The organism is Streptomyces regalis (assembly GCF_001509475.1).
Classification (GTDB): Bacteria; Actinomycetota; Actinomycetes; order Streptomycetales; family Streptomycetaceae; genus Streptomyces; species Streptomyces regalis.
The window spans coordinates 33,059-55,406 of sequence record NZ_LLZG01000277.1 but is presented as its reverse complement, the minus strand read 5'-3'; the positions used below and the strand labels follow the sequence as shown (position 1 = coordinate 55,406).

At 72.4% G+C, this 22,348-nt stretch carries 14 protein-coding genes; 6 read left to right on the top strand and 8 right to left on the bottom strand.

Translation table 11 applies throughout. The features are described 5' to 3' along the window. Positions 1-194: 194 nt before the first annotated feature. Genes ADL12_RS25935 through ADL12_RS25915 form a run of 5 tightly spaced genes read right to left on the bottom strand, consistent with a single transcriptional unit; the run spans position 195 to position 5,721 of the window. Positions 195-1,457 carry an MFS transporter gene (locus tag ADL12_RS25935; protein WP_062705657.1) on the bottom strand — a complete coding sequence of 421 codons (1,263 nt, stop codon included), beginning with the start codon at positions 1,455-1,457 and terminating at the stop codon, positions 195-197. Beyond that, the gene (locus ADL12_RS25930) at positions 1,441-2,487 is read right to left on the bottom strand and encodes a dipeptide epimerase (RefSeq protein ID WP_062705655.1); all 1,047 of its coding nucleotides are present in this window, start codon (positions 2,485-2,487) and stop codon (positions 1,441-1,443) included. Before ADL12_RS25930 ends, ADL12_RS25935 begins: the two co-directional genes overlap by 17 nt. After that, on the bottom strand, positions 2,484-3,572 hold the full coding sequence (locus ADL12_RS25925) for a PLP-dependent cysteine synthase family protein (RefSeq protein ID WP_062705653.1): 1,089 nt from the start codon (positions 3,570-3,572) through the stop codon (positions 2,484-2,486). Before ADL12_RS25925 ends, ADL12_RS25930 begins: the two co-directional genes overlap by 4 nt. After that, on the bottom strand, positions 3,569-4,468 hold the full coding sequence (locus ADL12_RS25920; protein ID WP_062705651.1) for a hypothetical protein: 900 nt from the start codon (positions 4,466-4,468) through the stop codon (positions 3,569-3,571). Before ADL12_RS25920 ends, ADL12_RS25925 begins: the two co-directional genes overlap by 4 nt. Next, entirely contained in the window at positions 4,465-5,721 is a 1,257-nt protein-coding gene (locus ADL12_RS25915) for an ATP-grasp domain-containing protein (protein WP_208614619.1), read from the bottom strand. The genes ADL12_RS25920 and ADL12_RS25915 overlap by 4 nt, the downstream gene beginning before the upstream one ends. Positions 5,722-5,882: 161 nt before the next feature. Here ADL12_RS25915 and ADL12_RS25910 point away from each other — a divergent pair, with 161 nt between their 5' ends. After that, complete coding sequence (locus ADL12_RS25910; protein WP_062705648.1) at positions 5,883-7,391, top strand: alpha/beta hydrolase; 1,509 nt, start codon at positions 5,883-5,885, stop codon at positions 7,389-7,391. Here the strand turns inward: ADL12_RS25910 and ADL12_RS25905 are convergent. Next, positions 7,363-10,401 (bottom strand): SpoIIE family protein phosphatase, encoded by a 3,039-nt coding sequence (locus tag ADL12_RS25905; RefSeq protein WP_062705646.1) that lies wholly within the window; start codon positions 10,399-10,401, stop codon positions 7,363-7,365. The two genes, ADL12_RS25910 and ADL12_RS25905, sit on opposite strands and share 29 nt — an antisense overlap. Positions 10,402-10,746: 345 nt before the next feature. On the opposite strand from ADL12_RS25905, the gene ADL12_RS25900 reads away from it, so the two are divergent. Then, a complete protein-coding gene (locus tag ADL12_RS25900; RefSeq protein ID WP_062705644.1) occupies positions 10,747-11,496 on the top strand; it encodes a DUF4142 domain-containing protein in 750 nt (249 codons plus the stop codon). Between the two features lie 54 nt (positions 11,497-11,550). Here the strand turns inward: ADL12_RS25900 and ADL12_RS25895 are convergent, their stop codons facing one another. Beyond that, positions 11,551-12,132 carry an Rv1733c family protein gene (locus ADL12_RS25895; RefSeq protein ID WP_062705642.1) on the bottom strand — a complete coding sequence of 194 codons (582 nt, stop codon included), beginning with the start codon at positions 12,130-12,132 and terminating at the stop codon, positions 11,551-11,553. 121 nt (positions 12,133-12,253) lie between these two features. Between ADL12_RS25895 and ADL12_RS25890 the strand changes: the two genes are divergently transcribed. Then, complete coding sequence (locus ADL12_RS25890) at positions 12,254-15,394, top strand: beta-N-acetylglucosaminidase domain-containing protein (protein ID WP_482262455.1); 3,141 nt, start codon at positions 12,254-12,256, stop codon at positions 15,392-15,394. Here the strand turns inward: ADL12_RS25890 and ADL12_RS25885 are convergent, their stop codons facing one another. Then, entirely contained in the window at positions 15,395-16,159 is a 765-nt protein-coding gene (locus ADL12_RS25885) for a sugar isomerase domain-containing protein (protein WP_062705640.1), read from the bottom strand. It abuts the gene before it with no gap. Positions 16,160-16,344: 185 nt separating this feature from the next. Here ADL12_RS25885 and ADL12_RS25880 point away from each other — a divergent pair, with 185 nt between their 5' ends. From ADL12_RS25880 to ADL12_RS25870, 3 genes are all read left to right on the top strand, one after another. After that, positions 16,345-17,229, top strand: coding sequence for a MurR/RpiR family transcriptional regulator (locus ADL12_RS25880; protein WP_062705638.1), 885 nt, complete (start codon positions 16,345-16,347; stop codon positions 17,227-17,229). Positions 17,230-17,337: 108 nt separating this feature from the next. Next, a complete protein-coding gene (locus tag ADL12_RS25875) occupies positions 17,338-21,582 on the top strand; it encodes a glycoside hydrolase family 38 N-terminal domain-containing protein (protein WP_062705636.1) in 4,245 nt (1,414 codons plus the stop codon). Then, on the top strand, positions 21,579-22,298 hold the full coding sequence (locus tag ADL12_RS25870) for a hypothetical protein (RefSeq protein WP_062705634.1): 720 nt from the start codon (positions 21,579-21,581) through the stop codon (positions 22,296-22,298). Before ADL12_RS25875 ends, ADL12_RS25870 begins: the two co-directional genes overlap by 4 nt. Positions 22,299-22,348 lie beyond the last annotated feature (50 nt).

The window sequence follows — 22,348 nt, the reverse complement described above, 5'->3', positions numbered from 1 at the left end:
TCCGCTCACCCACCCACCGACCACGCCCCGCTCCGCCTCTCCCGTCCGCGAGCCCGCCATCCCGGCCAACACCGCGCGCCCAGCCACACCCGACTCCCGGACAACACCCGGCCCAGTGACGGCAGAGCCTCCGCCGCCGCCCGCCCACGCGCCGACCACGCCCCGCTCCGCCTCTCCTCCCGCGTGCATCGCACTCACGCCGTGCTCCTCTGTTCGGCCTTCGCAGGTGCCGTCGGTGTGGGGTCCGCGGGCAGTGCGCCGTTCCGGTGCAGCCAGGCCACGCCCCCCGCCGACGCCAGCCCGAACACGGCACAGCACAGCCAGGGCAGCCAGGCATGGGCGCCGCTCTCGCCCGCGTCCATGGCCCAGCCGACGACGGTGTTGCCCACGGCCGCGGCGATTCCGGAGACGACGTAGAAGATCCCGAAGTACGTGCCGGTCAGCTCGGGGCGCCCGAAGCGGGGGATCAGCTCCATCACGAACGGCGAGGCGACCATGACGCCGAGGTAGAGCAACAGCGCGCCGAGCAGCACGGGCCCGGCGTCGAGCCAGCCGGGCGACCGCGCGCCCGCCACCAGGGCCGGCGGCAGGAAGGCCAGCCCCATCACCGCGAGGCCCACCGCGATCCAACCCGCCCTGCTGCCACGGGACTTGAGACGCCGCGTAATTCTCAGCTGAAGTGCCAGGTTGGCCACCGTGCCGACGAGGAAGACGATGCCCGCCGCGCCGTCCCAGCCGGTGGCCTCGCGGGCCCCGTCGGGCAGCAGCAGGTAGAGCTGGTTCTCCAGGGTGAACATGCCGACCATGGCGAGCGCGAAGGCGAGGAAGGCCCGGTTGCCGAGCACCTCACGCCAGTCCCCGAGGACACCGGTGCCGCTCGGCTCGACCTTCCGGGCGGGCAGCACGAGGGCCTGCGCCACGGTGAGCACCGCGAAGATCCCGGCGGCGGTCAGCGCGGACGTACGGAAGTCGACGAGGAGCAGCACGCTGCCGAGCAGCGGTCCGATCAGCGCGCCCGTGGTCGCGAAGACGTTGAACAGCGCGAACGCCTCCGCCTTCCGCTCCCCCGCCTCCTGCGCGAGATAGGCCCGCACGGCGGGGTTGAACAGCGCTCCCGCGAGCCCGCTGAGCACGGACGCGGCGAGCAGCACCGGCAGTCCGTCGCCGAGCGCGAACAGCCCGAAGCCGACGGTCCGCAGCGCGCACCCGGCGATGATGACGCCGCGCGCGCCGAGCCGGTCGGACGCCGAGCCGCCGATGATGAACAGGCCCTGCTGGCTCAGATTCCGCACGCCGAGGACGATCCCGACGACCGCCGCCGACATGCCCAGGTTCTCGCCGAGGTGGGTGGCGAGGTACGGGATGAGGAGGTAGAAGCCGGTGTTGACGCCGAGCTGGTTGACGAGCAGGAGCTGGACGGCGACCGGGAAGCCACGCATCTCACGCCACGTCTTCATGGGCCGTCACCTCCTCGACTCCGAGACCGGGCCGTGAACTTGCCCGTACGAAGCCGTCGGCGCCGCCGATCCCGGTCCACGGGTCGTGCGCGAGCAGCAGATGTCCGTCGAGGTCGGCCCACCTGGCCCGGTCGGCGAGGTGGACGGCGGGTGCGAGGCCGAGGGTGCTGGCGGTGAGGCAGCCGAGCATCAGCTCGGTGCCGCTGCCCTCGATCAGCTCCGCGATCCGCAGGGCCGCCCGGACGCCCCCGCACTTGGCGAGCTTGACGTTGACGCCTTGGACGCGCCCGGCCAGCCGCCGCACGTCGTCCACGCTCACCGCGTCCTCGTCGGCGATGACGGGGAGCGGCGACTTCTCCGCGAGGGCGCCCAGCGCATCCGGGTCGCCGGGCGGCAGAGGCTGTTCGACGGCCTCGACTCCGAGCGCGGCGAACCGCGGCAGCAACCGCTCCGCTTCCGCCACGCTCCAGGCCCCGTTCGGGTCCAGCAGCAGCCGTACCCGAGGCGCCGCGTCCCGGATGACCCGTACGCGCTCCACGTCGTCCTCGGGGTCGGGGGTGCCCGCCTTCACCTTGATGACCTGGAAGCCGTTCGCGGCCAGGCGCCGGGCCTCGGCCGCCGCGTGCGCGAGCGGGGTGATGCCGATGGTGCGTGCGGTGGCGGCGCCGAACGACGCCTCGGTCCCCAGCAGGCGGTGGACGGGCACACCGTCCCGCTTGCCGACGAGGTCCAGCAGCGCGGACTCGACGGCGGCGACGACGGCAGGCGGAACGGGCGGATGGGCTCCCGAGGGCAGGGCCTCCAGGGCGCTTTCGGGATCGGCGAACCGTTCCAGACCGACCGCCGAGATCATCCGCACGAGCGTGTCGGCGTCCAGCCTGTAGTACACGCTGCTGACGGCCTCGCCGTATCCGGTCACGCCGTCGTGCTCGACGCCCAGCCACACGGCGTCGCGGGCGGTCATGGTGGAGCGGGAGATGCGCAGCGGCTCGGCGAGTTCGAGACGTACGGTGCGCAGGCTGACCTTCACTGAGTGCCTTCCAGGGGGTGGAGCGTCTTGAGTGGGTCCGCGACCCGTGCACACCGCACCCACCCGCTCGCCTCGGCGGCATACGGATGCGGTATCTCCACGGGCCGGGTGGCGGCACCGGCCAGGTCGAGGCCGTGGGCGGCGAGGAAGTCGTCGTCGTAGACGGTGCCGAGGTAGCGGTGCGGCCCGTCGGGGAACACGGTGGCGACGACCGCCCCCGGGTGCACGCAGGCCGCCCAGGCGGCGACCCGCGCGACGGCCCCGGTGCTCCAGCCGCCGCTGACGAAGCTGCCCCGGGCGAGCCGTCGGCAGCTGTCCACGGCCTCGGCGGGGCCGATCCAGTGGACCTCGTCGAAGGCGTCGTAGGCGACGTTGCGCGGGTGGATGCTGCTGCCCAGGCCGCGCATCAGGCGGGGTCGGGCGGGCTGGCCGAAGATCGTGGAGCCGGTGGCGTCCACGCCGATGAGCCGGAGCGCGGGCCAGTGCCGGCGCAGCGGGCCGATGATGCCGGCGCTGTGCCCGCCGGTGCCGACGCTGCACACCAGGACGTCCAAGTGGTCGAGCTGGGCGCCGAGTTCGGCGGCCAGGGAGGCGTAGCCGGCCGTGTTGTCGGGGTTGTTGTACTGGTCGGGCCAGTAGGCGCCGGGCAGTTCGGCGAGCAGTTCGCGCAGCCGGCCGAGGCGGGCCGCCTGCCAGCCGCCCTGGGGCGCCGGGCGGTCCACGAGCTCCAGTCTCACCCCATGAGCCCGCAGCAACTGCCGCATGGACGGCTCCAGTTCGCTGTCGCCGACCAGCACGATCGGGTGGCCGAGCGCCTGCCCGGCGAAGGCGAGCCCGATACCGAGCGTGCCGGAGGTGGATTCCACCACCGGGGCGCCGGGCCGCAGTTCGCCGCGCTCGCGCGCGCCGAGCAGCATCGACACGGCGGCCCGCGCCTTCATGCCGCCCGCCGCGAGCCCTTCGAGCTTGGCCCAGAAACCGGGGTGGGCCTGCGGCAGGTCGGTGGTGACACGGACGACCGGGGTACGGCCGAGCAGGGCGAGCAACTCGGGGCGTGCGGTGGGGCGTACGACGGTGGCGGTCATCGCACACCTCCGGAGGTTCCGTGCAGCTGCCCGACCTCGGAAGATCCGCGCCGATCCCCGCCCCCGGCAGCCCGGTACCGGTGGACGACCCCGGGCCCGCCGTCGAGCCAGAAGAAGGGGTACGGCTCCGCGCACACCGCGCTCACGCCGTGCCCCAGGAGACGGGGCAGGACCGCGCTGCCGGTCTGCGCGAACATCACCAGTTGCTTGCCGTGCCGCAGCGCGTGCTCGCGCAGCGGCTCGAAGGTGCCGTTGCCCAGGGTCATCCCGGACACCAGCAGCGCGTCACAGCCACCGGCCGCGGCGAGCGCGTCGGCGACAACCGGCTCGCTCCACTCCGTCACCCCGCCCTTGAGGTCGCACGGCACATAGCCGATCCGGCGCGAACGCAGCGCCTCCAGCAGGGAGTTGACGACACCGACCACCAGCACCGTGCCCCCGGCCGGGAGGTCCAGCAGCTCGACCACGGCCCTCGCCCTGGCCTTCGACTTCTCCAGCGACGACCCGGCGGGCAGCGCGACGGGCAGCGCCCCGTGGTCCGGTGTGTGCGGGGTGACGTGCATCAGATAGGCGTCCAGGGCGGCCACCCGCACCGCCGCCAGCGGATGCTCCAGCAGCCGTGCCACGTCGGCGCCGACGCAGTCGTCGAGCGCGCTGTCGGGCAGTTCCCCGGGTTCGACGGCGCACGAGCCGACGGCCTCGGCGAGGCGCAGGCTGAGCACCTCGTTGCGGTAGCCGGTGCCGCGCCCGTCGTGCCGTACGGCCTGCCGGGTGGTGAAAGCGACGGCGATCCGCTGGGTGCGGGGGTCGGGGCCGAGGGCGCCCTCGAGGGCGCGGGCGACGAGATCGTCGTACGTCCGGCCACGCGCCGTCGGCGAGGCGCTGACGGCGGTCATCGGATCACCAGTCCCGCGCGCAGCCCGGCCAGCAGGTTCTGCACGCGGTCGCGGGCGCCGGGTCCGTCCGGGTCGCCGGCCATGACGTGGCCCAGGTACTCGTTGTTGCTGCCCGCCGCCTTCACGACCTTGCCGGGCTCGGCGAGCTGCACCTCCAACACGCTGGGTTCGTCGGCGAGTCGACCGGCGTCGAGCGTTTCGAGCCTGCCCGCGCGGTCCGGGACGAGGAAGCCGATGGCGGCGCTGCGCAGGCCGGTGGCCGTGCGCCGGAGGTCGGGTTCGCGGCCGAGGGCGACGTCCACGCAGGCGGCGGCGAGGTCGATGCCGGTGACATGGCGGACGAGCTCGGTGATGCGGTTGCCGGCGGGCCGGGGGTTGACCTCGACCACGCGCGGCCCGGCGGAGGTCAGCTTGATCTCGGTGTGCGCCACGACCCCGTCCGTCAGCCCGAGCGCCTTGAGCGCGCCGAGCGTGGTCTGCTCGGCGGCGTCGATGTCGGCGAGCGGCAGGGCGGCCGGGAACATGTGGCCGGTCTCGATGAAGGCGGGCGCTCCGCCGATGCTCTTGTCGGTGACGCCGATCAGGTGCACCGCACCCCCGTACGACACGGTCTCGACGCTCACCTCGGGGCCGTCGAGAAGTTCCTCGAGGAGCACGGCGGAGGTGCGCCGCTGTCCCCGGGCGTTGACCGGGAAGTCGGCCAATGCGCGGAAGGCCTCGGCGAGTTGGGCCTCGTCGTCGACGCGCCGCACGTACATGCCCGCGCACAGGTCGACCGGCTTGACGACCAGCGGGTAGCCGATCTCCTTCGCGGCCCGCGCGAGGTCGGCCCACTCCTCGTGGATGGCGAATCGCGGTCCGGGCAGGCCCGCGTCGGCGAGGATGCGGCGGGTGGCGTCCTTGCGGCAGGCGTTGTGCACCGCCTCGGGGCCGGGGCCGGGCAGGCCGAGATGGCCGGCGATCCGGGCCACCGTCGGCAGGTAGTAGTCGCAGGAGGTGACCACGCCGTCGAAGCCCAGCACCGAGTGCAGCCGCTCCGCCTCGGGCAGCAGGGCGTCGACGTCGTTGGTGTCGGTTGTGAGCACATTGCGGGCGCCGAGCAGCGGGTGTGCCGTCCCCTCGGGCGCCGAGCGCAGGTAGTGATGCAGGTCCCGGGTGAGGAAGGTGAACTCGTGTCCGCTCTCCCGGATCGCCCGTGGCAGCAGCCTGCTCATCGACCCGACCCAGCTCTCTACCACCAGCAGATGAGCCACAACTCCCCTTTGCGTGCCGTGAGTTCAGACGTCAAGGCAGCCCGGGGCGCCCCTCGGTCGGAGGGGTGCCGGACTTGACGCGCACACATTATCGATAATCATTTTCATTTACCACCCCGTTCTCACCCGCCTTACCCAGCCTTCGGAGAGTCGGAAAGACCTTGTCCGTCCTGCCCCGCCCCACCGCCCTGCTGTGCGCCCTCGTGGCCGCGGCCACCCTGCTCCCCACGGCCACCCCCGCCCGGGGGTCGTCGGCGTCCCTCACCTTCGGCGCCTGCCCGGACTCCGTACCGAGGCCGCCCGCACCGGACCGCGTGGAGTGCGGACGCCTCACCGTCCCGCTGGACCGGCAACGCCCGTCCGGACCGCGCATCGAGATCGCCGTCTCCCGCGTCCCCGCCTCCGGCACGCCGGCCGAACGGCGCGGCATCCTGCTGGTGAACCCGGGCGGGCCGGGCGGCTCCGGGCTCCCCTACGCGGTGACCAAGCGCGCCAAACTCCCCGCGAGCGTGCGGCGTTCGTACGACGTCATCGGCTTCGATCCACGCGGCGTCGGCCACAGCGCGCCGGTGGACTGCGGCGCGATGGGCGGCCTGTTCACCGCTCCGGGAGCGGACCCGGTGCCGACGACGCCTTGGGCCGAGCGCACGTACCTCACGTCCCAACGGCACATGGCCGACGACTGCGCGACGGGCGCGGGTGCGCAGGTGCTGCCGTACCTGTCCACCGAGCAGACGGCGTACGACATGGACGCGATCCGCGCCGCGCTGGGCGAGCCGCGCACGAGCTTCCTCGGGGTCTCGTACGGCAGTTACCTGGGCGCGGCCTACGTGGCGCGCTTTCCGCACCGGGTCGGCCGCATGGTGCTGGACAGTGTGGTCGGCCCGTGGGACTGGCACGACTTCGACGTGATCCAGAGCCGGGCGATGCTGCGCGCCCGCGACACCTTCTTCGCCTGGACGGCAGCGCACGCGGAGCGCTTCGGGCTGGGCGTCGGCGCGGATGCCGTACGGCGGTCGTATCTGCGCGTACGCCGAGGACTCGCCGCCGACCCGGTGAACGGCTTCGGCCCGGCGGAGTTCGACCGCGCCGTCTACCGGGCCCTGGGCCGCACCGAGCGCTGGGCGGGCCTGGCCGACGGGCTGCGCGCCTATCTGACCGACGGCAGCCCGGACGGCCTGCGCCCCGCCTCCGCCTTCGACAGCCCGGAATCCCGCAACTACCAGGCGGCCAACCGGATCGTGAAGTGCGCGGACGGTCCGGTGCCGACGCCCCGGGAGGTCGTGGCGGACATACGGCGCATACGACGGGTCGACCCGCAGCCGGTCCTGACCGGCCTGGAGGCGTCGACCTGCGCGTACTGGCACCACCGCCCGGACCACCGCACCCCGCTGGGCAGCCCGGCCGCTCCGCCCGTCCTGCTCGTCGCGTCCGCGCACGACCCGGTGACCCCGATCGAAGGCGCCCGCCGGCTGCGGGAGGTGTTGCCCGGCTCCCGCCTGGTCACCCTCGACGACGACTACTCGCACGGCGTGTTCGCCAGCCGCGGCAACGCGTGCGTGGACAGGGCGGTCGCCGCCCATCTCGTCGACGGGACGGTGCCCGCGGCCGATGTGCGCTGCTCCGGACCGGGACTGCCGGTCACGGCAGCGGCTGCTCCGTCCAGATGACCTTGCCGTCGGGGGTGTACCGCGTTCCCCAGCGCTCGGTGAGCTGGGCGACGAGGAACAGACCGCGGCCGCCCTCGTCGGTGCTGCGGGCCCGGCGCAGGCGCGGTGAGGTGCTGCTGCCGTCGGAGACCTCGCAGATCAGGGCGCGGTCGCGGAGCAGGCGAAGCTGGACGGGTCCGGTGGCGTGCCGGATGACGTTGGTGACCAGTTCGCTGGCGATCAGCTCGGTGCTGAAGGACAGGTCGTCGAGGCCCCAGGCGGCGAGCTGGTCGGTGACCGCCGTCCGCGCACGGGAGACGACCGCCGGGTCGCTGGGCAGGTCCCACTGGGCCACGCGGTCGGCGCCCAGGGTGTGGGTGCGGGCGACGAGCAGGGCGATGTCGTCGCTGGGGCGGGCCGGGAGCAGGGCGTCGAGGACGGCCTCGCAGGTCTCCTCCGGCCGGCGGCCGACGCGGGCCAGGACGGTGCGCAGTTGGTCCATGCCGGCGTCGATGTCACGATGCCGGTCCTCGATCAGACCGTCGGTGTAGAGCACGAGTTGACTGCCCTCGGCCAGCTCCAGCTCGATCGTCTCGAAGGGCGTGCCGCCGAGGCCCAGGGGAGGGCAGGAGGGCAGGTCGACGAACTCGACCGTGCCGTCGGGGGCGACGACCGCGGGTTGGGGGTGCCCGGCGCGGGTGAGGGTGCAGCGCCGGGACACCGGGTCGTAGACGGCGTACAGACAGGTGGCGCCGACGATGCCGGAGTCGGGGGTGTTCTCCGCCGCCCAGCCCTCGCCGCGGTCGAGCCGGCCGACCAGGTCGTCGAGGTGGGTGAGGAGGTCGTCGGGCGGCAGGTCGAGTGCGCAGAAGTTGTGGACCGCCGTGCGCAGGCGGCCCATCGTGGCGGCGGCGTACAGACCGTGCCCGACGACGTCGCCGACGACCAGCGCGACGCGGGCGCCGGACAGCGGGATGACGTCGAACCAGTCGCCGCCGACACCGGCCTGCGCCGGCAGGTAGCGGTAGGCGACCTCGACGGCGCTCTGCTCGGAACGGCCCCGGGGCAGCAGGCTGCGCTGCAGGGTGAGGGCGGTGTTGTGCTCGCGGGTGTAGCGGCGGGCGTTGTCGATGCAGATCGCCGCGCGGCCGGACAGCTCCTGCGCCAGGGACAGGTCGTCGTCCTCGAAGGCGGCGGGCTGCAGCGAGCGGTAGAAGCTGACCACGCCGAGGGTGGTGCCCCGGGCCCGCAACGGCACGGTGATCAGGGAGTGGATGCCCGCCGCCAGCACCCGTTCCAGCCGCGCCGGGTCCTGCGCGATCCAGCCGCCCGCAGCCGCCAGGACGGGTTCGAGCACGGACTGCCGGGTTTCCAGACAGCGGGCCTGCGGCGTGGACGGGACGTATTCGACCAGGTCACCGACGTCGTACAGATTGTGGGGCTCCTTGCGTGCGGCGCGGATGGCGACCCGGCGCAGCGCGGTCTCCCCGCCCAGTGCTTCCGGTTCCTCGCCGCGCAGCACGGAGTCGGGCAGATCGACGGCGACGAAGTCGGCGAACCGGGGGACGGTCACCTCGGCGAGTTCCTCCGCGGTGCGGGTGACATCCAGGGTGGTGCCGATCCGGACGCTCGCGTCGTGCAGCAGCTCCAGCCGCCGCCGCGCCAGCATCGCCAGCCGGCCGACCCCGGGCTCACCGACGAGGAGCAGCCACCCTTCGGCACCGCCGCCGTCGCCGTCGAACTCGGGTTGGGTGGTGGCGGGTTGAGGTGCGGGTACGAGGGTGGGTGCGGCGCCGCCTTTGTCGCCCCCACCGTCCGGCGCGGGCCGGATGGGCGGCGGCTGCGACGGGGATACGACCGTGCGCATGACGCCGCTCCCGCTCCCGTCGGTGTTGGGGGCGCTCGGGGGCAGTCCGGCGGGGGCGGGGACGACGGTGCGCGTCGTGGCAGGCGGTGCTGTGGCCGATTGCGGCACGGGCGGTGCGGGCTCGCCGGCCGTGGGCGGCCCGACGCGCCCGGCCGTCCCGGCCTGCACGGCCGACCCGAGCGTGCTCGGCACGTCCGATGCGACCAGAGCCTGCAGGGCCGACGGCGCCGGGCGGACGTGACGCAGCCTCGGGCCCCCGAGGACGCGGGCCTCGACGGCGACGCCGACCTCGCCCGCCGCACCCCTGACCTGCCGGCGCAACAGGGTGGCGGTCCGGCCGCTGGGCAGGGTGACCTCGGCGAAGGGGCGACGCGGTGAGGCGATGAGTTCCTCGGCCCTCTCGCGCAGCACCGCCAGATCGATCCGGCCGAGGGAGTCGACGGCGTGACCGAACGCCGGCCCCTCGGGCTGCTTCGGCCAGCCCCGCGCGTGGCCGTCGGCCCGCCGGTACGCGGCGAGGAGCGCACGTTCCCGCTGGGAGGCCTGCTCCAGCAGCCGGGCCTCGATGTCCCGGGCGGCGTCGCGGACCATCCGCACCATGGCCGGGTCACCCTGGTCGCGCAGGCAGGTGAGGTCGAGGACGGCCTCGATGCGCCCGCTGAGCGGGTCCCGGACGGGCGCGCCCGCACAGGCGAAGGGCTGCAGGCAGTCGGCGAAGTGCTCCCGGCCGGCGACATAGACCGGGCCGCGCTCGGCGAGGGCGGTGCCGACACCGTTGGTGCCCACGACGGCTTCCGAGGCGTCGAACCCGGGCGCGAACCGCACCTCGTCGAGGCGCTCGCACAGCTGTCGGCCACCGCCGAGCCGCTGGACCATCCGCCCCTGTCCGTCGCACAGGGCGATGGTCATCCCCACGTCGGTGAGCGAGGCGGCCAGGTCCTTCAGAACCGGGTCGACAGCGCGCAGCAACCGGTCGTCCAGTGCCACGTCCTCGGTGTAGCGGACCACCAGCCGGTGCGGCTCGAGCCCGACGGAGCGGCATCGCTTCCACGAATCGAGCACCGAGTCCCGGACGTCCGACTCGACCAGTGAACCGGCGAGAAAGCGTTCGTGCGCATCGACGAGCCCGCCGATGCCGTCCCAGGTCACGGTCAAAGGGATCACTTCCCTCACCTGAAGCCGACCCGGGCACGCACGCCGCCGATCGACCCGCGACCCAGTGGGCTTCTCCAGGCGCTATCACCCTAGCCCTCTTGTGACGTGCATCACAATGAATCCTCTTGCGGGTGGGGCGCGGGGGCGGGGCCCGGACAGTCCGCGAGGGCGCTCCGTGGCGGGATTCCATGGACGCCACGACGGCCCTCTTCGAGCGCCACCTGCGGCCGAGACCCCCGATGTGACGCACGACGCACAGCGGGCCCCATCTTTTTGCCTGCGCCGGTGATTGTTTCGCGCCTCCCCTACGTACCTCCTGGGGACCGAGCAGCTCACGTCAGGAGGCAAGGCACGATGCCCATCTCGCGCCGCATGGTAGGTACCGTCTTCGTGGGAGGCGCCCTCGTACTCACTCTCTCCGCCCTCGCCTACCCCGCCATGCTCGGTGTGGAGACCACCTCCGCCAACCAGGACCGCGTCATCACCAACACGCGGTACGGGCCGCTGACCGAGGCCGACCGGGACTTCGTGGTCAAGGTTCGCGCGGCAGGCCTGTGGGAGCACCCGCTGGGCATGCTGGCGATGCAACGGGGCACGACTCCCGAGATGAAGGAGGCCGGCGAGCACCTGGTCGTCGGACACGCCAGGCTCGATCTCGCCTGTCGCAAGATCGCGTCCGAACTGAGCATCACCCTGCCCAACCAGGCCAGCCCGCAGCAGCAGCAGTTCGTGGCGACCGTGGACTCCAAGACGGGCAAGGAGTTCGACGCCACCAGTGTCGCGATCATGCGTGTGACACACGGGCAGATCTTCCCGGTCATCGCGAAGATCCGGGCCAACACGCAGAACACCATGGTCCGTCAGCTGGCCGACCTGGCGAACGACACCGTGCTCGACCACATCACGGTCCTGGAGAAGACGGGCCTGGTCAATTTCGACCAGAACAACTTCCAGCAGACCACGCCCCCGAAGCTCCCCAAGGACCAGCTCACCCCGCCCGCGCCCCAGCCGGGCTCGCCGGTCCTCACACTCGCCATCCCCAAGGGGCTCGAGGACCTGAACACGGCGTCACCGTCGGCGCTGCCGAGCGCGGACGTCAAGTGACAGCAGCAGCGCCCGAGAGCCCCCGGGCGCTGCTGCACGTCGCGCGAAGCCGCGTCAGCCCGTCTTCCACCCCCACGGCGTGTCCATCCGCTCCCACTCCGCGGCCCACTGCTCCAGCCGCCGCCGTTCCAGCCCCAGCCGTACCACCCAGGTGGACCCCAGCACGATGCCGGCGGTGGCCGCCCCGGCCAGGACGCCCCCGGCGATCGAGTGCATCAGCAGCTCGCCCTCGGACAGCGGCTCGTTGACGATGACACCGTGACGGTCGGTCCACACCTCGACCTTGCTGCCCGCCTGCGCCTTGGGCGGCACCCGAGCCTCGTCCGTGCGGGTCGAGCCGTCCTGTGCGGTCCAGCGGACGGTCGCCCAGACGAGATGGTCGGTGGTGACCCGCGAGGGCCCCACATCCTCGGCGTCCTTCACCAGTACGGCCGTCACCTTGCGGCTCTCGGCCTGCTGCTCCTGCGCCGAGTGCACGACCGCGTCCGCCGCCGCCAGGCCCGCGAACAGGGCGCCGACCAGCGCGAACACCCATCCGCACAGCACGACCCAGGCCTCGACGAGGTCACTGCGCCGCCGCAGCGGACTCCGCCGCCACCGCCACAGCCGCACCTTCGTGCACTTCGACGCAGCCATGTCGACACCCCCTTGAGCACCGACAGCACTCTTCCAGTGTGCGCCCATGTGCCCCCTTCTGCGCCGCGGCGTACATTTCGGCCCCATTGAATGAAGCATTCAGCATCCCTAGCATCTCCCGGTGGATACATTCACCCCGGGAGGACCTGTGCTTCCACCCCCTCGTGTCAGACGTGCACGGCACCCGGTCATATCGGCCACCGCCGCCCTGCTGCTGACCATCGGCCTCTCCGCACCGGCCGTATCGCCCGCAGCCGCCGCCCCCGAGCCCTCCACCTCAGCCACAGTCCCAGTCCCGGCCCCGCAGGTATGGCCGACCCCCAAGAGCATGCACACGGGCTCGGCCCGGTTCGCCGTCCCGGACAGGGTCGTCGAGGTCATCGGCCCGGGCACCGACCCCTCAGCCCGACGCCTCGTCGAATCCGTACTGCGCGATGCCGGCGCCGAGCGCATCATCACCGTGAACGCGGGCGAGAAGCCCCCCGCCTCGGGCCTCACGGTCTATGTCGGCGGCCCCGGCGAAAACACCGCCACCGGGGCGGCGCTGCGCAAACTCCACGCCGAGCCGCCCGCCGGGCTGCCGTCCGGCGGCCATGTCCTCGCCTCCGGGCGCTCCCACGGCCGCGCCCTCGTCGCCCTCTCCGGCGTCGACACCACGGGCACCTTCTACGCAGCCCAGACCCTGCGCCAACTCCTCACCACGAACCACATGCCCGCGGTGACCGTCCGCGACTGGCCCACAGCCGGCCTGCGCGGAGTCATCGAGGGCTTCTACGGCACCCCGTGGTCGCACGCCGAACGCCTCGACCAGCTGGACTTCTACGGCCGTACGAAACAGAACGTCTACGTCTACTCCCCCAAGGACGACGACTACCTCCGCGCCCGCTGGCGCGACGAGTACCCGCCCGCCGCACTCGCGAAGCTGAAGGAACTGGTCGACCGGGCCCGCGCCAACCACGTCCGTTTCACCTACGCCCTCTCCCCCGGGCTCTCCGTCTGCTACTCCTCCGACGCCGACATCAAGGCGCTCACCGCCAAGTTCGACTCGCTGTACGACATCGGCGTCCGCTCCTTCGCGATCCCGCTCGACGACATCAGCTACACGAAGTGGAACTGCGCCGCCGACGAGAAGGAGTTCGGCACGGGCGGCGGTGCGGCCGGTGCCGCGCAGGCGCATCTGCTGAACACCGTCTGGAAGGAGTTCTCCGCCGGCCACACCGGACTCCAGCCGCTGGAGATGGTCCCCACCGAGTACTCCGACCTCGCCGACTCCCCGTACAAGAAGGCACTGCGGGAGAAGCTCGACCCGTCCGTGGTCGTCGAGTGGACCGGCGTCGGGGTCATCGCGCCCGCCATCACCGCCGAGCAGGTGAAGCAAGCGCGCGAGGTCTACGGCCACCCGATCCTGATCTGGGACAACTACCCGGTCAACGACTACGTCACCAGCCGTCTCCTGCTCGGCCCCTACACCGGCCGCGAGCCCGCGGTGGCGAGCGTCTCGACCGGCGTGACCGCCAACCCGATGGTCCAGGGCGAGGCCAGCCGGATCGCGCTGTTCACCTCGGCCGCCTATCTGTGGAACCCGGACGCCTACGACCCGCGCAAGGCGTTCCTCGCGTCGGTCCGGGAGCTGGCGGGACCCGAGGCCGCCAAGTGGCTGCGGATCTTCGCCGAGAACAACTACTCCTCCCAGCTGGACCCGACCGAGTCCCCCACCCTCACCCAGCTGATCGCCGCCTTCCGTAAGGCCTACGAGCAGGACAGCGGACTCGACCGAGCGGCAGCCGAGTTGACCTCCTACTTCGCCGACATGGCCGCCACCCCCGCCCAGTTGCGCGCCCGTCTCGACAACCCCGGGTTCCTCGACGAGACCTCCGCCTGGCTCGACAAGCTCGGCCGCTACGGCAGCGCGGGCGAGACGGCCGTGGACCTGCTCCTGGCCAACAAGCGTGGTGACGTGGACGCGGTCGCGACGTACTGGACGCAACTCCGGAAGGAACGCAAGGAGTTGGACGCCGTCCCGCAGCAGGTCTCCCCTGGCGTCATGGACCAGTTCCTCTATACGACGATGCTGGAGAACGCACCCGACCCCGGCGTCGATGCCTCCTTCTCTCCCCGCTCGCTGTCACTGAAGCCCGGGGCCTCCGCGACGGTCACCCTCGACCTGTCCGACGCGCAGGCCAAGACCGTCGCCTGGAAGCTCGACGTGCCCGACGGCGTCACCGCCACGCCCTCCGAGGGCACGGCGACCACCCCGGCATCGGTCACCGTCACCCTCACCGGGAAGGCGGAGGGCGTCCACTCCGTCGTCGTCTCCGGCACCGGCCTCCTCGATCGCGCACTCCCCGTGCAGGTCACCGACGGCACCGGCACTCCCCGCGCCCTGACCGCCGACTTCAGCGGGGCGTCGGTGAGTTCCATCGACCTCGCCGCCGGCACGACCAAGAACATCGCGGTCGGCAACAACCCCGGCGAGGTCGTCGTGAGCGCGGACGGGCGTACCGCGTACGCCGCCAACCAGGGCTCGAACACGGTCAGCGTGATCGACGTGGCCGGCGGCGCGGTCACCGCCACGGTCGCCGTCGGCAAGGTCCCCTCCGGTCTCGCGCTCACCCCGGACGGCGGCACCCTCTGGGTCGCCAACTACACGGACGGCACAGTGCAGTCGATCGACACCGGCACACTGAAGACCGGCGCGCCCGTCCCGGTCGGCGACGGACCCGAGAACATGGCGATCACCCCGGACGGCAGGACCCTGTACGTGGCCAACATCCACGACAACACGGTCAGCCCCGTCGACCTCACCACCGGACAGGCCGGCCAGGCCATCCCCGTCGGCCCCCGCCCCTTCAACGTGGTCGCGGCGCCCGACGGGAGGACGGTGTACGTGTCCAACTCCGGCGGCTCGACGGTGACTCCGATCGACACGGCGTCGAACGACACCGAACCGACACTGCTCGTCACGGGCCAGGCCTACGGGCTCGGCCTGTCACCGGACGGGCGGACCCTGTGGGTCAGCCCCAGTACCGGGGACTACGTCACGCCGGTCGACACCGTGACCGGCGCCCCCGGCACCAAGGTCACAGTCGGGAGGTCCGCGTTCGACGTCGGCCTGGACTGGAACGGCGGCACGGCCTACGTCACCACCGCGGACGGCAGCACCCTGGTACCGGTCGACACCGCGTCGGGCACCACCGGGGCGCCTCTGAAGACGGGCGCCTATCCGCTGGCGGTCGCACTGACGCCCGTACCCGTGGAGTGATCAGCTCGCGGTACGCCGGATCCGTCCGGCGTACCGCTTCTCCAGCTCCAGGTTGCCCTCGAAGCCACCCGGCACATTGGCCGAGACGTACACCGGCGGTCGCTCCCCGGCGGCCAGGAGCTGGGAGGATGCCTCGGCCACGGCCATCTGGACGAGCATCACGCCGGTCAGCGTGGACAGGGCGCACACCGCGCCGCCGCCCGGCAGCTCCAGCAGCGCGTCGCCGCGCGGGGCCGCGTTGTCGAGGACGACATCGGCGAGGTCGGCGAGCTTCTTGCCGCTGGGGTGTCCGGCGGGGACGGCGCGGGTGTGGGTGAGGGAGGTGAGGGCGAGGAGGCGGTGGCCGTGCTCCTTGGCCTGCAGGGCCATCTCCACGATGACGTTGTTGACGCCGGAGTTGGAGATCACGACGAAGAGGTCCTGGGGGCGTGGCGCGGCGAGCTCGTAGATCCGGGCCGCCACTCCGGCTCGGCGCTCCAGGAGCGGGTCGTCGAGGACGCTCGGGGTGTCGCCGCCGTACAGGACAAGGTCGGCGATGCTCAACCGGTTGGTCGGCACCAATCCGCCCGCCCGTCCGGCGAGTTCGAGGACGATGGCCTGGGAGTGGCCGGTGCCGAAGGCCTGGATCACGCCGTCCGCGCGCACGCAGTCGGCGATCAGCTCGGCGGCGCGCGCCACGTCGTCGCGGGCGGAATCGGCCATGCGGTCGAGGACGGCCATGCTCTCGCGCGCGAAGCGCTGGGCGCTCACAGACTCGTCGGACACGCGTCACTCCCCACTGGTGGATTGAACCACCCCGTACGACTCCATCGATGAATCAATAAATCACACACTGGATGGCAGGAGCAATGAGGGCAATGAGCGGCAAGGCCGATGAGTCAGGTTCCCGGCGCCTTTCCCGGTCCTGGTATTCATCCTGTGGGACAAACGGTGGCTGATACCTTCTCCCCATGCCCCCGACGGACGTCACCACACTGATCCGCACCGAGCTGCCCCGGCTGGCCGGTTCCCTGCGGAAGGTCGGCGAGCTGATCCTGGAGGATCCGGCCGCCGTCACCCACTGCTCGGCCGCCGAGCTGGGCCGCCGCACCGGCACCTCCCAGGCGACGGTGACCCGCTTCTGCCGGGCCATCGGCCTCGACTCCTACCAGCATCTGCTGATCGAGCTGGCCCAGGAGCGCGGCCGCGGCGAGGTCTCCGACTGGGGCACCGCCGAGATCGGGCCCGACATCTCCCCCGACGACAGCCTCGAACGGGTCGTCCAGGTGGTCGGCAGCGCGGACCTGCGCGCAATCCAGCAGACCATCGACCGGATCGACCTGGACGCGCTGGAGCGGGCGGCCCAGGCCCTGGCCCGCGCCCGCCGTATTGACGTGTACGGCGTCGGCGGCAGCGGGGCGGTGGCCCAGGAGACGGAGACACGGCTGTTCCGCATCGGCTGCCAGGTCCGCGGCTGGACCGAGGTGCACGGGGCGGCCACCTCCGCGGCCCTGCTCACCCCCGCCGACGTGGCCATCGGCATCTCCCACTCGGGAGCCACCCGGGAGACCCTCGAACCGTTCGAGATGGCCAAGGAGCGGGGCGCCACCACCATCGCCATCACCACCGACCCGCGTTCCCCGCTGGCCAAGGCCGCCGACATCCGGCTCATCTCGGCCACCTCGGAGACCAGCTTCCGCACCGGCAGCATCGGCGGCCGGCACTCCGTCCTGATGATCGTCGACTGTCTCTACGTCCGGGTCGGCCAGGTCTCCTACCAGCGTGCCAGCGCCTCGCTCGCGCTGACGGACCACATCACCCCGCAGCACGCGGTGAAGAACCGCCGGGCTCGCTGAGCCCGCTCGGAATGTATGGCTCAACCACCTGAGATACGTGAAGGTGGTTGTTTGAATCATCCCCTCGATGCCAGGATGGGGCTCCCCACGAGCACTCGTAGGAGCCCCATGCGCGTCATCTCTGTCGAGTCGACCGAACTGTTCGTCGGTACCGAGGACCAGCCGCACCAGGTGGTGGCCGTCGAGATCGGACATGCTCCCGGCCGGGCAGTCCGGCTCACCGTCGAGGGGCCGGGTGTCCACGGCTCCGCCGAGGCGACCGCGGGGGACGACGGCACCGTACGCGCCGAGATACCGGTGACGACCGACCTGGCCCCCGGCGACCGTACGCATGTCAGGGTCACGGCCGAGGACGCCGACGCCCCGGGGCGAACGGCAGAACACTCCGCCGCGTTCACGGTCGCCGAACCCGGCTGGTCCATGTTCATGGTCAGCCATTTCCACTACGACCCCGTCTGGTGGAACACCCAGGCTGCCTACACCGAGACCTGGGACGTGGCCGACGACCCCGCCTCCACCGGCCTGCCCGCCCGCACCTTCGACTCACGCGGCCAGTCCGGCATGAGCCTGGTCCGCGCACACTGCGATCTGGCCCGGCGCGACCCGGCGTACACCTTCGTGCTCGCCGAGGTCGACTACCTCAAGCCCTACTGGGACGCCTTCCCGGAGGAGCGCGCCTTCCTGCGCCAGCTGATCCGCACCGGCCGCGTCGAGATCATGGGCGGCACCTACAACGAGCCGAACACCAACCTCACCGGCGCCGAGGCGACCGTACGCAACGCCCTGTACGGCGACGGTTTCCAGCGCGGGATCATCGGGGCGTCCCCGGAGACGGCCTGGCAGCTGGACGCGTTCGGGCACGATCCGCAGTTCCCGGGGCTGATGGCGGACGCGGGCGTCACGTCGAGTTCGTGGGCGCGCGGGCCCTTCCACCAGTGGGGTCCCACCCTGTCCGTCTTCGGTGAGGAGCCGCGGGATCCGCAGCGGATGCAGTTCCCGGCGGAGTTCGACTGGATCGCCCCCTCGGGGCGGGGCATCCTCACCGCGTACATGGTCAACCACTACGGCGCCGGCTGGGCGATCGACAACGCGCCGACCCTGCCGGAGGCGAAGGCGGCCGCGCTCAAGCTGTTCAAGGGGCTGAAGCAGGTCGCGCTCACCCGCAATGTGCTGCTTCCGGTCGGCGGTGACTACGCGCCGCCGTGCCGCTGGGTGATGGACATCCACCGGGACTGGAACGCCCGTTACGTCTGGCCGCGCTTCATCAGCGGGATCCCCCGGGACTTCTTCGCGGCCGTACGCGCGGAGCTGGAGTCGGAGGGCCGCAAGGCGTCCCCGCAGACGCGGGACATGAACCCGATCTACACCGGCAAGGACGTCTCCTACATCGACACCAAGCAGGCCCAGCGGTACGGCGAGACGCTGCTCGCCGACGCGGAGGCCTGGGCGACGCTCGCCTCGCTGGTGACCGGGCACCCCTATCCGGACGCGGCACTCGACAAGGCGTGGCGGCAGCTGATCTACGGCGCCCATCACGACGCCATCACCGGCTCGGAGTCCGACCAGGTCTACATCGATCTGCTCACCGGCTGGCGGGAGTTGTACGACCTCGCCGAGACCGTGCACGCCGACGCGACCGACGCGCTCGCGAGGAGGGTTGCCCAACTACCGGGCGGCACACCCGACTTGGTGGTCTTCAACGCGGCGACGTGGGAGCGGCGGGACGTACTGGCCGTCGAGGACCCGGGGCTCGTCCCGTTGGACGACACCGGGCTTCCCCTGCCCGCCGTACGGGAGGACGGCGAACTCCGCGTCGTCGTACCGGAGGTGCCGGGCATGGGTCTCAAGGCGCTCCCGCTCGCCCAGGGGACCGTCCCCGAGTGGACGCACGGCGAGGGCGTCACCATCCGCAACGAGTTCTACGAGGTGACCGTCGACCCCGCGCGCGGCGGTGCCGTCAGCAGCCTGCGGGCGCTCGCGGAGGGCGGCCGGGAACTGCTGCGCCCCGGCGACATCGGCAACGAACTCGTCGTGCAGGAGGAGTACCCGAGGCACCCGCGCTTCGGCGAGGGCCCCTGGCACCTCACCCCGACCGGGACCACGGCCGCCCGCGGCAGGGACGTCACGGCCGACATCGAGGTCGAGCACTCCCCTGCCGGATCGCGGATCACCGTCCGCGCCGACCTCGGCCTCTTCCGCTACACCCAGCGGCTGACTCTGTGGAAGGGCGTCGACCGTCTCGACCTCACGACCACCCTCGACGGCTACGACGGCGCCGACCGCCTCATCCGGGTCCGCTGGCCCTCCGACGTGCGCGGCGGGCTGCCGGTGCACGAGGTGGCCGACGCGGTGATCGGGCGCGGGTTCGGGTTCGTGGAGGTGGACAGCGAACGGTTCCCGTGGACGCTGGACAATCCGGCCAACACGTGGTTCGGACTGGGGTCCACCGCGCGGGTCGCGGTGGCCGACGGCTCCGGAGGCCCTCTCGGCGAACGGTCCATCGGTGTCGCCGAGTTGGTGTACTCCTCCTGGGACGACGCCGGTGAGCTGGGCGCCGCGCTCGCGGCGGCCCTGGTGCGCGTGGGCGTGACGGCGACCTCGACGATCGCCGGAGGCCCGCGCTACGGCGACCTGGAGGTCGACTCGAACCTGCCCGACATCCGGATCGCGGTCGGCGCGCCCGAGCGCAACACCGTGGTCGCCGAGGCCCTCGGCTGGGACCCGGCGGCCGGCCGCGAACTGCGCCGGCAGCTCGCCGAACGAGGAGTGGCCGCCGTCTGGGTCGCACCGCGCGCCTCACTGCGGGAGGAGTGGGTGCCCGGCGCCGACCTGCGCGACCTGGAGCGGCTGCCGCTGCTCGTGGTGGCGGGCACCCGCCCCGAGGACGACGCCAAAGCCGTCGACGCGCTCATCGCCGACCTGGACGACGCGGTCCTGCGGGCCACAGCGGCAGGCGGCGGGGAGGCCCTGCCGCCCGGGGACGCGTGGGACGGCCGCAGCTTCGCGGTCCTGAACCGGGGGACGCCGGGCTGCGTGGTGACGTCCTCCGGCGACCTCTACATGTCGCTGATGCGCTCCTGCACGGGCTGGCCCTCCGGCATCTGGGTGGACCCACCCCGGCGTACGACACCCGACGGCTCGGCCTTCCAGCTCCAGCGCTGGTCGCACACCTTCGAGTACGCCGTGGTCGCGGGCGCGGGCGACTGGCGGGAGCTGCGGCTGCCACAGGCCGGGCATGCGTTCAACCATCCGCTGACGGCACGGCTGAGGCAGACGGCCGCCGAGGATGCCGTACTGCCGAGGAAGGCTGTGCTGTTGGGGCTCGAGCCCGCCGGGGAGGTACTGCTCGACGCGCTCAAGCCGGCCGGGTCGCCGCTCGCGCGGGGGAGCGTGGCAGCGGCGGATCCGGGGAGCGGGGTCGCCGTACGGGTGCACGAGGTGAACGGACGGCCGGTGCGGGCGCGGGTGCGCGGGCCGCGGGAGTGGACGGACGGTGCGCGGGCGGACGTACTGGAGCGGCGGGGGGAGCCGCTGACGCCGGACGGGCAGGGGGTGCTGGAGGTCGGGCTGACCGGCTTCGAGGTGGCCACCCTCCTCGCCACCGCCGACGCGGAAACCTCCCCCGGCCCCGGCATCGCCGCCCACGAACCCGCCCAGCCCGTCCCCACCCGCTACTGGCTCCACAACTCCGGCCCCGCCCCGCGCGGCAACATGCCGGTCGCGGTGTACGTCTCCCCGACCACCCTCACCGTCGCCGACGGCGGCCCCGTCACGGCGACGGTCCGGGTCGGCTCGGAACTGACCGACGCTCCGGTGTCGGGCACGGTGAGCCTGCACGTCCCGCCCGGCTGGTCCGTCGAGCCGAGCGAACTGCCGTACACCCTGGGCCCCGGCGGGTTCACGATGGCCGAGGTCACGGTGACACCACCGCCCGACGCGGAGCCGGGACGGCACTGGCTCGCCGCTCGGTTGCGGCACGGCGGGCAGACGTACGAGGACGTGGTGGCGCTGGATGTGCCGGAGGGGCATACCGGTCCAACGCTCGTGACTGCGCTGGGAGTTGAGCGCGTCACCGTTCGCCGGGGCGAACGGGCGCGAGTCCCGGTGACCCTGCGCAACCCGACCCGGGGCCCGGTCAGCGGCTCTCTGTGGGCCGTGTCCTCGTGGGGAACCTGGGCGGGCGTGACGCCGGGCTGCCAGGGCTTCACCGTGGCGGGCGGGGAGCAGCTGGAGTGCGAGATCGAGGTGGACGGCGGGGCGGTGCCGCCGGGGTCGTACTGGCTGATGGCGAAGGTGGGCTGGCACGGCTGTGTGGCGTATACGGAGGCGGTGGAGCTGGAGGTGCGGCCGTGAGCGGGGAACACGCGGCTCTCGTACGCGGTGAGGCGATCCCGAAGGAACGCGTGGACGCCTTCTTGGAAATCGTTCCGCTCCGCGACCGCAAGACCCAGCCCGAGGCGCTTGCCAGAGCCGAACGGCAGCGGCGACGCTGGGCGACACAGGTGGTGGTGACCGACGAACTCGCCCGGCGGGCCTGCGCAGAGCGCGGGCTGCAGCCGTCAGTCCACGGTTCAGCAGCGCCCTCAAGGGGCGCGGACAGTGTCGATATGCGGCTCCGCCGCGTGGGCGCGACCAGCCACGACGTCACCGCAGACAAAACACTGCCTGTCGCGGCACTACCCGCGGAGCGAACCGTCGCCGACCTCGGCAGCATCGTCGCGGCGGCGTTGGCCCACTCCCCCGCCGCCCGTCTCCTGCTCACCGAACTGGAGGCGGAACAGGACGTCCCGGAAACGGCCGTACGCGACTACTACGACCGCAACCGCGACCGCTTCCTCACCCCGGACGCCCTCAGACGCGGCGTCGACCCCTTCGGCGCCACCGCCGCGCCCGCGGACTTCCTGCCGTACGAGCAGGCCCGCGAGGGCATCGCCCACGAGCTGCGACAGGCACTCGGCCGGCGGGCCTTCTTCGGCTGGCTGGACCAGGCCCGCACCGGCGTGGAGTACGCCCCGGGCCACGAGCACCCGGGCGACCCGTCCCACCCGGACCACGAGCACCGCCACTGACCGGAACGTAAAAGCAACACGGCAACCCATTGACCTCCGATGAATTCTGG

Coding starts and splice junctions, on each gene's coding strand:
- ADL12_RS25935 (WP_062705657.1), bottom strand. CDS start 1,457: ATGAAGACGTGGCGTGAGATGCGTGGCTTCCCGGTCGCCGTCCAGCTC.
- ADL12_RS25925 (WP_062705653.1), bottom strand. CDS start 3,572: ATGACCGCCACCGTCGTACGCCCCACCGCACGCCCCGAGTTGCTCGCC.
- ADL12_RS25920 (WP_062705651.1), bottom strand. CDS start 4,468: ATGACCGCCGTCAGCGCCTCGCCGACGGCGCGTGGCCGGACGTACGAC.
- ADL12_RS25900 (WP_062705644.1), top strand. CDS start 10,747: ATGCCCATCTCGCGCCGCATGGTAGGTACCGTCTTCGTGGGAGGCGCC.
- ADL12_RS25895 (WP_062705642.1), bottom strand. CDS start 12,132: ATGGCTGCGTCGAAGTGCACGAAGGTGCGGCTGTGGCGGTGGCGGCGG.
- ADL12_RS25880 (WP_062705638.1), top strand. CDS start 16,345: ATGCCCCCGACGGACGTCACCACACTGATCCGCACCGAGCTGCCCCGG.
- ADL12_RS25875 (WP_062705636.1), top strand. CDS start 17,338: ATGCGCGTCATCTCTGTCGAGTCGACCGAACTGTTCGTCGGTACCGAG.